A 16,550-nucleotide genomic window follows, 5' to 3' on the forward strand; every position below is an offset into this window, starting at 1 on the left:
GCTCAGATCCCGGGAGAACATGCAAGGGGGTGGGTCGGACAGGTCAGGCCCAGGGGCTGACCACCGTGAAGGAGCTGTCGGCGCGGAACGTGTCGGTGTCCTGGTAGGGGTCCACGCGCAGTGCGTAGCTGTAGTGGCGGATATAGCGGCCGGGGTAGTTGTACGACTCCAGGCGGACGGAACCAAAGGCTGTGCCCGGGCGGGCGCAGTAGGTGGCGTCCTTCTTGAAGGTGTCGGTGCCGTTGCTGCTGTCGAAGCGGATCCGGAAGTCCCAGTGGCGCATATAGCGGCCGGAGGAGTCGCGGAAGGGGTAGCAGTTGGCGTCGGCGAGGCCGGGTACGACGGTGAACGTGGCGCTCTGCTTGACGGCGGTGCTGCTGGAGGCGCTCACCGGGTCGATGTAGCCGAGGCTGTCGGAGCGCACCACGGCGTACCGGTCGGGGTAGTTGACCGACCGCAGCGACCTGGTGGTGTTGGTGGACAGGGTGACACCGCCGGAGACCGTCTCCTTCAGCACGGTGGCGTGGCGGATGAAGCCGGACAGCCCGGGCACCTCGGTGGGGGTGGACCAGGTGGCGAAGTTGTCGTAGCTGTCGCTGTACCAGTACTTCCCGGCGCGGTAGCCGTCGTAGTAGATGCGCCAGCCGCCGTTGTCGAGCTGGACCAGGGCCGGGCCCTCGACCCAGCTGCCGAATCCGGCCCAGTCGCCCGTCTTCTGGATCGTGTAGGGGCCGGTGAGGCTGGAGGCGGTGGCGTACTCGATGTACTTCGTCGTCTCGTTCTTGGTGAACGCGTGGTAGGTGGAGCCGACCTTGACGATGAAGGCGTCGATGTTGTTCGGACCGATGCCGGACAGCTGGCTGGGCGCGGACCAGGTGGTCAGCGCGGAGTTGGTCGCCGTGATCTTGTAGGGGGTGAAGGCGGTGGCGGTGCTCGCCGTCGTCACGGACACGATGATGTTGACGCTGCCGTCGGTGTCGATGAACCACTCGGGCGCCCAGGTACGGGTCAGCCCGCTCACCGGGATCGTGTAGTTGTACAGGAACGTCCAGTTCACCCGGTCGGCGCTCCGGGCGAAACCGATCGTGTTCCCGGTCCAGTTGGTGGTGTAAGTGAGGTAGTAGAAGCCGTCGGTGTGCTTGAAGATGCTGGGGTCCCGGATCAGTCCGGACGGCGGGTGTAGGCGGGGCCCTTCTGCAGGGTGAAACCGGTGGCGTCCGGCGAGTCGTACACGTACAGGTTCGACTCACTGCTGTTGGTGAACGCCGTCATCGTGTAGCGCGTGGCCTGCCCGGCCGGCGGGGCGGCGGCGGAGGCAGTGCCCTGGAGGACGGCGCCACCCAGAAGGACCAGCAGCAGTGGGCCCAGCAGGGCGAGCAGTGTTCTTACGGTTCTGTTCAACTCTTCCTCCGGGCTCGGCCAGCCCGCTTGGCCGAGCCGCCGCGACAAAGGATGCGATTGTTCGAAATAACGACCAGCGTGCGGAACTTCGAGCAGAAGATAGGTTTGAGCTGTGGTTCCGTCAATGTTTCCGACGAGTACCCTTCCTGCGCATTTCGCGCCGCCCGGATAACGGAGAAGCCGCACTGTCACACACATTGACTTCCGTACGGGGCACCCTTTACGTTCGGCGCCGACCCCGGTCCGGCAATTCGACCCACGTTCGGAATATCGGTCATTCGCGGTGCGAGAGCGGTCCCGCCTCCGGAAGGAACCCACCCCCCATGCCCCGAACCGCGCGCTTTCCAGGCGCGAGACGTCTGTGCGGAGACGCCCCGGTCCGTGCCGTGCTGCTGATGACCGCCCCCGCCGGCCTCATCGGCACCGAGGTCTCCCTGGCCAACAGATCGTCGAACACCCTGATGTTCTCCAACTCCGCGCCCGGGCAGCGAATTTCGCCGCCATCGCGTTCCGCTCGCCGTCACCAACGGCTCCGGCGCACACCTGTTGGTCGTCGCAACATCCCGGTTCAGGGGTGGTGATGGGCTTCGAGATCCGGCGGGACAGGATCCCTCAAGGCCCAGAAAGCCGAATCGGGAGCGGGCGGCGTACTCCCGGCTCATACGGCAGATCGCCGGCATAGGCGGTGACGACGCTTTCCGGGCCGTACCGGTGTCTGTGCGAGGCCGTGTTCCGCGTCGAAGAGCCGCCTATACATGCGACGCCCTCTGAACAAAGGACAGATCGTGGACATCACCAAACGACAGCTCGGCCGGCTCGCCGCGGTCGGCGCTGGGGCGCTCGTGTTGCCGGGCCTGCTGCCGGCAAGCAGGGCGGCGGCGGCCGTACCTCCGGCCGGCACGTGGGGCGACCAGGGCGACGGCACCTACGTCAACCCGATCATCCCGGGCGACTTCAGCGACTGGGACTGTTTACGGGTCGGTTCCGACTATTACGGCATCACCAGCACGTTCGGGTACTCGCCCGGCATGGCCGTCCTGCACTCCAAGGACCTGGTCAACTGGCGCACGCTCGGCGGCGCGGTCGACGATGTCACCCGTATCGGACCGGAGTTAAACTGGGACCGGATGAACCGCTACGGCCGTGGCGTGTGGGCCGGCGCCCTCCGCTTCCACGCGGGGCGGTACTGGGTGTACTTCAACACTCCCGACGAAGGCTTCTTCATGACGTCGGCCCCGTCGCCGGCCGGGCCGTGGGAGCCGTTGACGGCGGTGTGGCGGACCTCCGGCTGGGACGACCCGTGCCCGTTCTGGGACGACGACGGGCAGGGCTACCTGGTCGCCACGCACTACGCGGACGGCTACAAGATCCACCTGTTCAAGCTGTCCGAGGACGGGAAGGCGCTGGTCGGTCCGTCCACGGTCATCCACCAGTCGTCGCGCAGCGAGGCCAGCAAGCTGTACAAGTTCAACGGCACCTACTACCACCTGTTCAGCGAGGTGAAGTCCGAGGGCCGGGTGCTGATGATGAACCGCGGCTCCAGCCTCTACGGCCCGTTCGAGACCCGGCAACTGGAGCACGTCAACGCCTCGGTGGACCGCGAGCCCAACCAGGGCGGTCTGGTGCAGACTCCGGACGGCGCCTGGTACTTCGTGACCCACCACGGCCACGGCGACTGGGAGGGACGCGTGCTGTCCCTGCTGCCGGTGACCTGGGTGGACGGCTGGCCGATCCTGGGCGAGGTGGGCGCCGACGGCATAGGCAACATGGTGTGGACGGGCCGGGTGCCCGCCGGCGGCACGCCCGGCATGCCGGTCGACGCGCTGCCCGCCATGGTGACCAGCGACCTGTTCACCGACACCCGCCTCAAGCCGCAGTGGGAGTGGTACTACCAGCCGCGCGCGGACCACTGGTCGTTGACCGAACGCCCCGGCTACCTGCGCTTGAAGGCGTTCGCCCCGCTGGTGGCAAACAACCTGACCAAGGTGGGGAACACCCTCACCCAGCGGGTGCTGCGCACGGCCGGCGGCGCGACGGTGACCGTCCGCCTCGAACTGGCCGGCCTCGCCGACGGCCAGCACGCCGGACTGTGCCACTACGCGGCGACCTACGCAGGGTTGGGCGTCCGGCGTTCAGGGACCACCACCACGATCGCACACAACGCCGGCGGCACCCTGACCTACGGCCCGGCGATCACGCAGAATGCCGTGTGGCTGCGCACCACCTGGGACGTCAACGGGGTCAGCCGGTTCTCCTACAGCCTCGACGGAAACGTCTTCACCTCGTTCGGCGGCACCTACCAGCTCACCTGGGGCGGATACCGCGGCGACCGGCTCGGCCTCTACACCTACAACCCCAACGGCACCGGCCACGTCGACGTCGACGTCGACTCGGTGCAATACACCATCGCGCCCACCAGGGCCTACAAGTGCGTCAGCGTGCGCAGCGGCAAGGTCGCCGACGTCTACCGTGCGTCGAACGCGGACGGCGCCGCCGTGATCCAGTGGCCCGACACCGGCGCGTCGAACCAGCACTGGGCCTTCCAGTCCACCGGGGACGGCTACCACACCATCCTGCGTCCGCAGCGGCAAGGTGCTCGACGTGGCAGGGTCCTCCACGGCGGACGGCGCGGCGGTCGTGCAGATGACCGCCGACGGCCGCACGAGCCAGCAGTGGCAGCTGCGCCCGCAGACCGGCGGCGAGTTCGTCCTGGTCAACCGCAACAGCGGCAAGGTGCTCGACGTCAAGGGAGGCAGCACGGCCGACGGTGCCGCACTGATCCAGTACCGCGACGTCGGCAGCTCCAACCAACGATGGACCTTCCACCGCGTCACCAACTAGGGCCCCTGAAGGGGGCCTTGCACGCTCGAGCAAGGGGCGCCCCCATCGCCGCGCCACATCGGCAGCACACAAGCCCCGTGACCTGCCGCACCCGACCGTCGGACATGTGAGCGGACGCATCGACGACCAAGCAGTCACTCTCCCCTCACCGAAAGGTTCAAGATGTCTTCCTCCGTCAGCAGACGGCGCCTGCTGCAAGTAGCCGGGTCAACCGTCGCCGCCTCTGCCACCGGATCCTTCATCGGCAGTTCTCCCGCCCACGCGGCGATCCCTCCCGCAAGGGCCGACATCGGGGTCTCCGCGCACCCCTTCGAACTCGACCAGGTCCGGCTCACCGCAAGCCGGTGGCTGGACAACCAGAACCGTACGCAGAACTACCTGCGGTTCGTCGATGTCGACCGGCTGCTGTACAACTTTCGCGCCAACCATCGGCTGTCCACCAACGGCGCGGCTGCCACCGGCGGTTGGGACGCGCCGACGTTCCCCTTCCGCACCCACGTCCAAGGGCACTTCCTCACGGCCTGGGCACAGCTGTACGCCGTGACCGGGGACACCACCTGTCGGGACAAGGCAACCCACATGGTCGCGGAGTTGGCCAAGTGCCAGGCCAACAACAGCGCCGCCGGTTTCAACACCGGGTACCTCTCCGGGTACCCCGAGTCCGACTTCACCGCTCTCGAGCAGCGGACCCTGAGCAACGGCAACGTGCCGTACTACACCATCCACAAGACCCTCGTCGGCCTGCTGGACGTGTGGCGCCACATCGGCAGTACAGAGGCCCGGGACGTGCTGCTCGCCCTGGCGGGATGGGTCGACTGGCGCACCGGCAGGCTGACCAGCCAGCAGATGCAGGCCATGCTGCAAACCGAGTTCGGCGGCATGAACACCGTGCTGACCGATCTCTACCAGCAGACAGGCGACGCGCGGTGGCTCACCGCCGCCCGGCGGTTCGACCACGCCGCGGTGTTCGACCCGCTGGCGGCCAACCAGGACCAGCTCAACGGACTGCACGCCAACACCCAGGTGCCCAAGTGGATCGGGGCCGCCCGGGAGTACAAGGCCACCGGCACCACTCGCTACCGGGACATCGCCACCAACGCCTGGAACATCACCGTCAACGCGCACACCTACGCCATCGGCGGCAACAGCCAGGCGGAGCACTTCCGCGCCCCGAACGCCATCGCCGCCTACCTGAACAAGGACACGTGCGAAAGCTGCAACACCTTCAACATGCTCACTCTCACGAGGGAGTTGTTCGCGCTGGATCCGAACCGGGCAGCGCTGTTCGACTACTACGAGCGGGCGTGGCTGAACCAGATGATCGGCCAGCAGAACCCGGCCGACGACCACGGCCACGTCACCTACTTCACCTCACTCAACCCGGGAGGCCGACGCGGTGTGGGCCCGGCGTGGGGCGGCGGCACCTGGAGCACCGACTACGGCACCTTCTGGTGCTGCCAGGGCACAGGCCTGGAGATGCACACCAGGCTGATGGACTCCATCTACTTCCACAGCGACGACACGCTGATCGTGAACCTGTTCGTGCCCTCGGTGCTCAACTGGTCGGAGCGCGGAATCACCGTCACCCAGACCACGACATACCCCGTCAGCGACACCACGACCCTGCAGGTCACCGGCAACGTCAGCGGCACCTGGGCGATGCGCATCCGCATCCCGGGCTGGACCACCGGGGCCACCATCAGCGTCAACGGCACGGCGCAGAACATCCCCACCACCCCCGGCAGTTACGCCACCCTGAGCCGCTCGTGGGTCTCCGGCGACACCGTCACCGTCCGCCTGCCCATGCGGGTCGGCATACGACCGGCCAACGACAACGCGAACGTCGCCGCGATCACCTACGGCCCGGTGGTCCTGTCCGGCAATTACGGCGACACCTCGCTCAGTTCCCTCCCGTCGCTGAACACGTCCTCGGTCAAACGGACCAGCAGCAGTTCGCTCGCCTTCACCGCCACCGCCAACGGCTCCAGCGTCAACCTGGGCCCGTTCCACGACGCGCACGGCCACAACTACACCGTCTACTGGAACACCACCGGCAACACCGTCCGTCTCGCCAACGTGGGCAGCGGTCTCGTGCTGGGCATCCAGAACATGTCCACGGCCGACGGTGGCCGCGCTCTGCAGTGGAACGACTCGGGCACCGCCGACCACAACTGGCAAATGGTCACCGACGGAAACAAGGTCCGCTTCCGCAATGCCCACAGCGGCAAGGTGCTCGGCGTCCTGGACATGTCCACGACGGACGGCGCCACCGTCCTGCAGTGGTCGGACAACGGCACCGCCGACCACAGATGGACGCTGCTCGACCAGGGAGACGGGACCTACAAGATCCGCAACGAGAACAGCGGCAAGTTGCTCGCCATCGCGAACAACTCCACCGCCGTCGGCGCGTTCGCCGTCCAGGACTCGGACAACGGCACCGCCGACAACCGGTGGCGCATCTTGGTGAACTAGGCCTGTCGCGGAACTTGGCCGTTCTCCGCCCTCCCGCCCGCTCGGCACGTCGACCATCATTCGGTACCCCGAACATTCGTGCACACAGGATTGCGAGGTCCTCATGCGCAACTTAGGTACTAGCCGCGGACGACTGTCTGTGGTGCTCGCCGCCGCGGTCGCGGCCCTGGTCTCGTTGGCGGCGATGCTCGTCGCCAACCCCGCTCAGGCGGCCACCAGTGGCGCCTTGCGCGGTGTCGGTTCCGGCCGGTGTCTGGACGTCCCGGGCGCCGGCCAAACCGACGGCACGAACGTGCAGATCTGGGACTGCCACGGCGGGACCAACCAGCAGTGGACGCTGACCGACAGCAACCAGCTGACCGTGTACGGCAACAAGTGTCTGGACGTCCCGGGCCACGCCAACACAGCCGGTACCCGGCCGGTGATCTGGTCCTGCACCGGCGGCACGAACCAGCAGTGGCGGGTGAACTCCGACGGCACGGTCGTCGCCGTGGAGTCCGGGCTGTGCCTGGATGTGTCGGGCGGAGCCACGGCCAACGGCACGGCGGTGCAGCTGTGGAACTGCCACGGCGGCAACAACCAGAAGTGGACCGGCCTGTCCGCACCGGGGGGCGGCACGTGTTCACTTCCGTCGACGTACCGGTGGACGTCGACGGGTGCGCTGGCGCAGCCGGCGAACGGGTGGAACTCGGTGAAGGACTTCACCAACGTGACGTACAACGGCAAGCACCTGGTCTACGCCTCGAACGTGTCGGGTGGGACGTCGTACGGCTCGATGGCGTTCAGTCCCTTCACGAACTGGTCGGACATGGCGTCGGCCGGCCAGACCGGGATGAGCCAGTCCGCGGTGGCGCCCACCCTGTTCTACTTCGCGCCCAAGAACATCTGGGTGCTGGCCTCCCAGTGGGGTGCCTCGCCCTTCATCTACCGCACGTCCAGCGACCCCACCAACCCCAACGGCTGGTCCTCCCCGCAGCCGCTGTTCACCGGCAGCATCCCGGGCGGCGGCCCGCTCGACCAGACGCTGATCGCTGACGACAAGACCATGTACATGTTCTTCGCCGGCGACAACGGCGACATCTACCAGGCGAGCATGCCGATCGGGGACTTCCCGGGCAGCTTCGGCTCCTCGTACAAGACAGTCATGACCGACACGAGGGAGAAGCTGTTCGAGGCACCGGAGGTCTACAAGGTCCAGGGTCAGAACCAGTACCTCATGATCGTCGAGGCGATCGGTGCGAACGGGCGCTACTTCCGGTCGTTCACCGCCTCCAGTCTGAACGGTCCGTGGACCCCGCAGGCCGCCACCGAGTCCAACCCCTTCGCGGGCAAGGCCAACAGCGGCGCCACCTGGACCAACGACATCAGCCACGGTGACCTGGTCCGCAACAACCCCGACCAGACCAAGACCATCGACCCCTGCAACCTGCAGTTCCTCTACCAGGGCCTGTCCCCCGCCTCCGTCACCCCGGGCATGCCCTACAACGAGCTGCCCTGGCGGCCGGGCGTCCTCACCCTGCAGCGCTGATACCCGCGCGCACCTGACCAGAAGCTTGTGACCGTGCCTGCCAGGCACGGTCACAAGCGGCTCTCGCTTTGTCTCCTGGAAAGGAATCCTGTATGGCCCCCCTGCACAGACGAGTGCTGCGCCTCTTCGCAGCCACCGCGCTGACGCTCGCCACCTGCGTCACCGCCTCCACCGGCACGACCGCCGAGGCCGCACCGGGCAGCCCCGCGCTGACCCCGCCGCTGGGCTGGAACAGTTGGAACAGCTTCGGGTGCGGGATCACCGAGGCGCAGGTCCGCGAGGCCGCCGACGCGATGGTGTCCTCGGGCATGCGGGACGCCGGCTACCGCTACGTCGTCGTCGACGACTGCTGGTTCGACCCGCAGCGCGATGCGGCGGGTAACCTGCGGGCCAATCCGTCCAAGTTCCCCAGCGGGATGAAGGCGCTCGGCGACTACATCCACAGCAAGGGCCTCAAGTTCGGCATCTACCAGGCGCCCAACGAGAAGACGTGCGCGCAGGGCGTGGGCACCTACCCGGGGTCCACGGGCAGCAAGGGCCACGAGGCCCAGGACGCCGCCACGTTCGCCTCGTGGGGCGTGGACTACCTCAAGTACGACTGGTGCTCCGGCAGCGGCACCCTTGGCGAGCAGGTCGCACAGTTCACCCTCATGCGTGACGCCCTGCGCGCCACGGGGCGGCCGATCGTCTACAGCATCAACCCCAACAGCTTCCACGCCCCCACCGGCGACAAGTTCAACTGGGGTGAGGTCGCCGACCTGTGGCGGACGACCGAGGACCTGCTCGACATCTGGCAGAACGGCAACACCAACAGCTACCCGATGGGCGTCGGCAACGTCCTGGACGTCAACGCGCCGCTCGCGGCGCAGTCGGGCCCGGGGCACTGGAACGACCCGGACATGCTGGTCGTGGGCCGCCCCGGCCTGTCCCTGACGGAGTCCCGTTCCCACTTCGCCCTGTGGGCACTGATGGGTGCCCCGCTCATGGCCGGCAACGACATCCGCACCATGTCCGCCGACGTGAGCGCCATCCTGCGCAACCCGCGTCTGCTGGCGGTGAACCAGGACTCGCTGGGCGCGGGCGGGCGCAGGGTGCGCGACGACGGCAGCACGGAGGTGTTCGCCAAGTCCCTGTCCGACGGTTCGGTCGCGGTGGGCCTGTTCAACCGGGGAGGGGGCGACGCGACGGTCACCACGACGGCCGCGCAAGTCGGCCTGTCCGGCGGCTCGTTCACCCTCACGGACCTGTGGACCGGCGGTACGTCGAGCACGTCCGGGCAGATCTCGGCGAGCGTCCCCGCGCACGGCGTGGCCGTGTTCCGGGTGACCGGTGGCAGCCCGCTGGCCGCCACCACCGCCCGCCTGCGCGGTACCGGGTCCGGGCGCTGTCTCGACGTGGACAACGCCTCCACCGCGGCCGGGACCAAGACACTGCTCTGGGACTGCCACACCGCCGCCAACCAGCTGTGGACCACGTGGGCCGGTGGCGAGATCCGCGTCTTCGGCGACAAGTGCCTGGACGCGTACAACCAGGGCACCACCAACGGCACGCCGGTCATCATCTGGCCCTGCAACGGCCAGGACAACCAGAAGTGGACCGTCGGCTCCGACGGGTCGATCCGCAACGCCCACGCCGGGCTGTGCCTCGACGCCAACGGGGCCGGCACCGCCAACGGGACCGCGGTCATCCTGTGGACCTGCAACGGCCAGAACAACCAGAAGTGGACCACGCTCCCGTAACCCGCCGCCCCTGCCACGCAGGCAGGTGTCCGATCGGAAGAGGGCAGTCCCTCGACAGCAGGCCAAGCTGCGGGGACTGCCCCTCCTGCACCGGGACCGGGACTTCGAACGCATCGCCGCGGTCACCGGCCACGCGCTCCTGTGACAGGTCACGTCCGCCGAGGTGCCTCTGCACGAGGCGCCGCGCCGGCGAACGGCAGACCGCGGAGGGCGCGGACATCTCCACGGTCCGTACGAAAAAGCCAACCGACGGGCGTCGATGGAATCGTCGCCCGTCGTCGGGATCGTCAGACGGCGATGATCTGCCACTGCTGTCGCGTCAGTGACGCGTACGGCTGCTGCTCGATGTTGGCTCCGTCGGCGGTGCTGCCCTCGTCGACGGCGAGGCACAGCCCGCTGTAGCGGTTGATCAGGAAGTAGTAGCCGTCACCGGTGGGCGTGACGGCCCAGTGCTGCTGGGGGACGTTGGAGTCCGACCAGATGCCGACGTTGCCGCCGTCGGCGCGGGAGAGACCCGCGACCTCCATGAGCTTGCCGCTGCCCACACCCTTGATCTCGTAGTAGCCGTCGCCGGTGGAGGCGAAGGTCCACTTCTGGTTCGTCTTGTTGAGCCAAGGCCATTGCAGGACGTTGGTGCCGTTGGCGGTTCCCCCGCTCTGCACGTCGGCGGCCTTGCCGCTGTGCCGGGCGACCAGCCGGTAGACGGTGCCGTCGCCGGGCAGCGTGGTGGACACCAGGGCAGGCTTGGCCGTCCGGCCGCCGATCCTGACGCCGCCCATGTTGGCGTAGCCGCCGGTGGCCGCGTTGGCCTGGATCCGTACGAAGCCTACGTTCCGGGCGGGCCATTCGGCCACCTTGGTGGCGCGGTCGCCGGCCCAGGTGCCGGTGGCGACCTGGGTGAAGTGCGTACCGTCGGTGCTGGTGGAGATGGTGTACGAGGTGATGTCGCCGTCGGTGGAGTTGCTGCGGTTCCACTGCTTGGGCAGGTACTCAAGGGTGGAGACGTTGCTCCACACTCCGCCCAGGTCGATCGTGATCGAGTGCGGCAGGGCCGGGGACAGGCCCCACGTCGACCAGCAGGTCTCGTAGTTCCTGTCGCTCAGCCCGTCGATGGCGTTGAGCGGTCCCTCGCCGGTGTGGAATCCGGTCGCGTAGGCGCTGACGGGGGTCACGGGGTGCTCGGCACGCGGCATCTGCGTCGGCAGTGGCGGGCGGGAGGTGTTCGGGCTCCATGCCGCCCCGACCTCGGCGAGCCGGTTGACGATGTTGGTGTCCAGCCTGCCGTTGCGGTTGGGCGGGCAGTTGAGGATGAAAGAGGTGTACTTCGGTTCCAGGTCCGCCAGGTGGGACAGGATCGCGTCCTTGCTCATCAGGCTGTCGGTCGGCGTGGTCGGATGCCAGAACCAGCCATTGCTGATCGTCTGTCCCTGCGTGGCGGCGTAGGTGTTTCCGGCCGGCGCCGTGACGCCCAGCGGCTCCTCGAAGTAGATCGCGTCGCCGAGCCACGGTACCGACAGCGCACCATGGTCGATCATGACGATGTCCGGCTGGAGCGACTTCACGTGTTCACGGATCCGCTGGTAGGAGACGGCCTGTTGGCCCATCTGCCACGCGTAACCGTCGGTGACGAACATGTCGATGGTGCCGTAGTTGGTCAGCAGCTCGGTGATCTGACCGAGGATGAAGGTCATGTCGCTGGGCTGGATGGCATCGGTGATCTCGAGGCCGGACACCTTGTGCCGGCTCTCCCACGCCTCGACGCCGAAGGTGCGGTCCCATATCGAGTAGTAGAAGCCGACCCTCAGCCCCTTCGCGCGGAAGGCGTCGCAGTACGCCTTCACCACGTCCTGCTTGTAGGAGCTGTTGGCGACGTTCTGGGTGCCGTAGGCGCTCGGCCACAGGGCGAAGCCGTCGTGGTGCTTGGTCGTCAGGAGGCCGTAGCTCATCTTCGCCGCTGCGGCGGCATCGGCCCACTGGGCACAGTCCACGGCTGTGGGCGCGAACAGGGCCGGGTCCTGGTTCGGGGCGGCCCACTCCTGGTTGGTGAACGTGCCCAGGCTGAAGTGGTTGAACATGCCGAACCGCATGTTCACCAGGTTGCTGAGATTGGTCTGGGAGTCCGCGGCGGCCGCCTCCGCCAGCAGAGGCGACAATGCGGGGATCACGGGCAGCGCGCTCGCGGCCACAGCGGCACCCGCGGCGCCCAGCAGGGTGCGACGGGACAGTCTTCTGTCTGACGACATGGGTGTACTCCCGGTTTCGGGTGGATCGACGTGTCGGGGGAGAGGGGACGTGCACCGCCCGCGGTTGTGGAACGTCTGAGGTTATGCACGAAGTTCGACCATGTGACGTCCAGATGTCAACGGGTGTGCAGGGATGAAAGCTGCCTCTTGGATCACTTTCTTGTACCAAATGGGCGCTATAACCCTCTTGTTCAGTACCAGACATGCAATGTTTCGGGGCTGCGCGAAGGGTGGGCCGCCACGGGGGAAGCCCGCAGGTGCAAGCAGTCAGCGCATCACGTATACGCAGGGGCGTCGCGGCCCGGTCCCGGCTGGCCGGCCCAACTCCTCTGTCGGCAGCCGCCCGTGGGCGCTGAGGTCGACCACGCCAGGGCACGGCGACTGCCGGACCGCCGGCCGACGCGCTTGCGCTGGGCGGCGCCCGGTGCACCGAGGTCACGTTCCGCACCCCGACGCCGAGCCGGTACTCCGGCGTCGCCTCCGCCACCGAGCTGATGCGCGCCCTGCAGGCCGGCCTCACCGTCACCCTCACCCTCGCCCAAGGGATCAGCCCCCCAATCCCCCGGAGTTGCCGGGGAGTCAGGGCTTGGGCGCCACGAACCCAACCCGATGTTCACGCGCGACGGACGACGACTGTCGGATGTATTGACGCCGCCCGCTTCCCCCACTTACTGTCAGCCGACCATACGAACATTGTTCGACATATCGCACAATCTGGCTGGTCGGACACGGAGTTGGGGACGGCGCTTCCCGGCCCAACGCGGGGAGGGAACGCCGTCGGGCGACCCGCAGCCCGTCTCACCGCGCCGCCCCCACGCGCGCTCCGATCGCCAACCGTCCGTCCGGCCCGTACAACGACCACCCCACCCGGGCGACAGCCGTGACGCAGCCGCACACGGCAGGCGCACCGTTGCCCGGATCCGCCCCCTTCCCGATGGTGCAGTAACCGGTCCTGTCCCGCCCGCATCGAGAGCGAGATTCACCCACCACCTCGCTTCCCCCCTTCGCCCGACGGTGGCAGCTGCACAACGACAGGAGATCGACATGTCCGCGCTTCGCGCCCGGCTGACGGTGATGCTGCTCGCCGTATGCCTGCTCTTCACAGGCCAAGCCCTGACCGCACCCCAGCGTGCGACCGCCGCCGACCCTGGTTACCTGATGGTGCATTTCACCGGTGATTCCGCGACCGGTCAGATGTTGTACCTCGCGCACAGCACCGACGGCCTGCACTGGAACGACCTCAACGGCGGAGCGCCGGTCCTGAACTCCATGATCGGCACGAAGGGGGTCCGCGACCCCGCACTGGTGCGCTCTCCCGACGGGAGCAAGTACTGGATCATCGCGACCGACCTGTGCATCCGCTGCGGCTCGACGTACACCAACGGCAGCCCCAACTTCGTGGTGTGGGAGTCGACCGACCTGGTGACCTGGTCGAAGCCGTGGCTGCTCGGCGCCGCCGGACTGATTCCCGGCGGAAAGAACGCGTGGGCGCCGGAGGCGATCTTCAATCCCGAGACCAACGACTACGTCCTGTACTGGGCGACGAACGCCACGGTGAACGGCATCTTCAAGTACCGCATCTACTCCGCCCGCACCAAGGACTTCCGCACCATCACCACCCCGCAGATCTGGATCGACCCGCCCGGCAGCACGCCGGTCGTCGACACCCAGATGACCGAGGTGCCCGCCGGTACCGGCCCCTACCGCTACCTGCGGGTCTCCGGCGACGGCCAGAACAACGTCGAGGGCAGCAACTCGATCCTGGGGACGTGGACCAACCTCGGCAACCTCTCCAGCATCGGTCTCACCGGCAACGTGGTCGAAGGCCCGGTCTGGATGAAGTTCAGAGACCGCAACGAGTGGGCCCTCTACATCGACTACAACAACCCGCAAGGCGTCCGCGAATACAGGCCGATCCTGACGACCAACCCGTTCGACGTCAGCACCTACCGGCTTCAGGATGCGACCAGCTACGACATGGGCGGCACCCCGAAGCGCCACGGCGCGATCACGACCCTCACGGCCGCCGAGGAGAGCCGCGTGCTCGCCCGCTGGCCCAACACCCCGGCCCAGCGGCTCCAGTCGTACAACTTCCAGGACCGCTACGTGCGCCAGACCAACTTCGACGTGCGCATCGACCCGAACGTCAGCCCCATCGAGGACGCCCAGTTCCGGCTCAGGCCCGGCCTGGCGGGCACCGGCACCGTCTCCTTCGAGTCGGTGAACCACCCCGGCTACTTCCTGCGCCACGCCAACTACGACTTCCAGCTCGCCCTCTACGACGGCAGCAGCCAGTTCGCCGCGGACGCCACCTTCCGCAAGGTCGCCGGCCTCGCCGACTCCACCTGGTCGTCGTTCCAGTCGTACAACTACCCCGACCGGTACATCCGCCACTACGCCTACTACCTGAAGCTCGACCCGATCACCACCGCGACGGGACGCGGCGACGCCACCTTCCGTGTGACGAGCTGACCCACACCGACAGGGATGCCGGCGCCTCCAGGGAGAAGGCGCGGGCATCTCCTGGCATCCGCCACCCGTCGCTCCCTGGATCTGACGAGCAACCAGCCCCGGGACCGGTGCCGAGGAAGGCCGAAGCCGCACCGGCCCCGGAGGCGTCAACGCAACCCGTGGCGTCGGCGCATCCGGACGCCACGGGTGCGCCGACGCCTCACCTCACACCCCACCTCGAGAAGGAGTTCTGCATGATCAGACCACCGTGGATACGCAGCGTCAGACGCGCGCTCCTCGCCGCCGGGGCCTCCGCCGCGCTCGCCGCCGGCCTGCTCACCGCCACGGCCACCACCTCGCAGGCCGCCACCCAGGGACCGTGCGACATCTACGCCGCGGGCGGCACCCCCTGCGTCGCCGCGCACAGCACCACCCGCGCCCTGTACGGGACGTACAACGGCCCGCTGTACCAGGTCAAGCGCGCCTCCGACAACACGACCAAGAACATCGGCCTGCTCACCGCCGGAGGTGTCGCCGACGCCGCGCAGCAGGACTCCTTCTGCGCGAACACCAGCTGCGTCATCACCGTCATCTACGACCAGTCCCCCAAGGGCAACAACCTCACCCAGGCGCTCAGGGGCCACTGGCCCGGGCCTGCCGAGAACGGGAACGACAACCTGGCCAACGCCTTCGAGGCGCCGATCACCGTCGGCGGACACAAGGCGTACGGCGTCTACGTGGCCCCCGGCACCGGCTACCGGAACAACAACACCAACGGCATCGCCACCGGCGACCAGCCCGAGGGCATGTACGCGATCTTCGACGGCACGCACTACAACGCCGGCTGCTGCTTCGACTACGGCAACGCCGAGACGACCGGCAACGACGACGGCAACGGCACCATGGAGGCCATCTACTTCGGCAACAGCACGGGCTGGGGCTCCGGCAGTGGCCCCGGCCCCTGGATCATGGCCGATCTGGAGAACGGCCTGTTCTCCGGAGTCAACCGCGGATTCAACGCGGGCGACCCGACCATCAACCACCGGTTCGTGACCGCCATCGTCAAGGGCGGCCCGAACCAGTGGGCCATCCGCGGCGGCAACGCCCAGTCGGGCGACCTGTCCACCTTCTACAACGGCGTACGCCCCAACGCCGACGGCTACAACCCGATGAAGAAGCAGGGCGCGATCATCCTCGGCATCGGCGGCGACAACAGCAACACCGGCCAGGGCACCTTCTACGAGGGCGTCATGACCCAGGGCTACCCCTCGGACGCCACCGAGAACGCCGTCCAGGCCAACATCACCGCCGCCGGCTACAACAGCGGCTCGACCAGCACCGGAACCCTCACTCCCGGCTCGCGGGTCTCCCTGAAGGCCACCACCTCGCCCTGCTGCACCTCGCACTACCTGCGCCACAACGACGCCGACACCAAGGTCGTCATCTCCAGCATCAACTCCGCCAGCTCGGCCACCGACAAGGCCGACGCCACCTGGATCGTCCGCGCCGGCCTGGCCAACACCTCCTGCCTGTCCTTCGAGTCCGCCGACAAGCCCGGCCAGTTCCTGCGCCACTCCAGCTACCAGCTCTATCTGAACACCGACGGCGGCGGCAGTTCGTTCGCGAAGGACGCCACCTTCTGCCCCACCGCGGGCAACAGCGGGGTCGGCACCTCCTTCCAGTCCGTCAACTTCCCGACGAAGTACATCCGCCACTACAACTACACGGCCTACATAGCCAGCAACGGCGGCACCAACACCTGGGACGCCACGAGGTCGTGGGCCCAGGACACCAGTTGGCTCACCGCGTCTCCCTGGAGCTGACGAGGGACCGAACCCGTGGGCGTCTCCTGACCGGGCCGCCCACGGGTTCGGG

General features: G+C 67.7%; 7 protein-coding genes and 2 pseudogenes. 7 read left to right on the forward strand and 2 right to left on the reverse strand.

Annotated features, from left to right (window positions below; all coding sequences use genetic code 11):
• Positions 1-43: 43 nt before the first annotated feature.
• Positions 44-1,401: pseudogene (locus ACFY0T_RS01890) on the reverse strand (glycoside hydrolase family 43 protein).
• A gap of 755 nt (positions 1,402-2,156) precedes the next feature.
• On the opposite strand from ACFY0T_RS01890, the pseudogene ACFY0T_RS01895 reads away from it, so the two are divergent.
• The 5 genes and pseudogenes from ACFY0T_RS01895 to ACFY0T_RS01915 all read left to right on the forward strand — a co-directional run.
• Positions 2,157-3,917 (forward strand): annotated as a pseudogene (locus ACFY0T_RS01895) (family 43 glycosylhydrolase); the annotation flags it as partial.
• A 121-nt stretch (positions 3,918-4,038) separates the two neighbouring features.
• Positions 4,039-4,242 carry an RICIN domain-containing protein gene (locus ACFY0T_RS01900; protein WP_388864200.1) on the forward strand — a complete coding sequence of 68 codons (204 nt, stop codon included), beginning with the start codon at positions 4,039-4,041 and terminating at the stop codon, positions 4,240-4,242.
• Positions 4,243-4,404: 162 nt separating this feature from the next.
• Complete coding sequence (locus ACFY0T_RS01905) at positions 4,405-6,714, forward strand: beta-L-arabinofuranosidase domain-containing protein (RefSeq protein ID WP_388863833.1); 2,310 nt, start codon at positions 4,405-4,407, stop codon at positions 6,712-6,714.
• A gap of 103 nt (positions 6,715-6,817) precedes the next feature.
• On the forward strand, positions 6,818-8,242 hold the full coding sequence (locus ACFY0T_RS01910) for a non-reducing end alpha-L-arabinofuranosidase family hydrolase (protein ID WP_388863835.1): 1,425 nt from the start codon (positions 6,818-6,820) through the stop codon (positions 8,240-8,242).
• 92 nt (positions 8,243-8,334) lie between these two features.
• Positions 8,335-9,981 (forward strand): glycoside hydrolase family 27 protein, encoded by a 1,647-nt coding sequence (locus ACFY0T_RS01915; RefSeq protein ID WP_388863837.1) that lies wholly within the window; start codon positions 8,335-8,337, stop codon positions 9,979-9,981.
• 287 nt (positions 9,982-10,268) lie between these two features.
• On the opposite strand, the gene ACFY0T_RS01920 is transcribed toward ACFY0T_RS01915, so the two are convergent.
• Positions 10,269-12,224, reverse strand: a complete 1,956-nt coding sequence (locus ACFY0T_RS01920; protein WP_388863839.1) for an alpha-L-fucosidase — start codon at positions 12,222-12,224, stop codon at positions 10,269-10,271.
• A gap of 1,044 nt (positions 12,225-13,268) precedes the next feature.
• On the opposite strand from ACFY0T_RS01920, the gene ACFY0T_RS01925 reads away from it, so the two are divergent.
• Together ACFY0T_RS01925 and ACFY0T_RS01930 are read left to right on the forward strand one after the other, a co-directional pair.
• Positions 13,269-14,696: a glycoside hydrolase family 43 protein gene (locus tag ACFY0T_RS01925; protein ID WP_388863841.1), complete on the forward strand. Its 1,428-nt coding sequence runs from the start codon at positions 13,269-13,271 to the stop codon at positions 14,694-14,696.
• Between the two features lie 233 nt (positions 14,697-14,929).
• The gene (locus tag ACFY0T_RS01930) at positions 14,930-16,498 is read left to right on the forward strand and encodes an alpha-L-arabinofuranosidase B (RefSeq protein ID WP_388863843.1); all 1,569 of its coding nucleotides are present in this window, start codon (positions 14,930-14,932) and stop codon (positions 16,496-16,498) included.
• Positions 16,499-16,550 lie beyond the last annotated feature (52 nt).

Source organism: Streptomyces sp. NPDC001530, from assembly GCF_042894545.1.
In the GTDB taxonomy this organism is placed as follows: domain Bacteria; phylum Actinomycetota; class Actinomycetes; order Streptomycetales; family Streptomycetaceae; genus Streptomyces.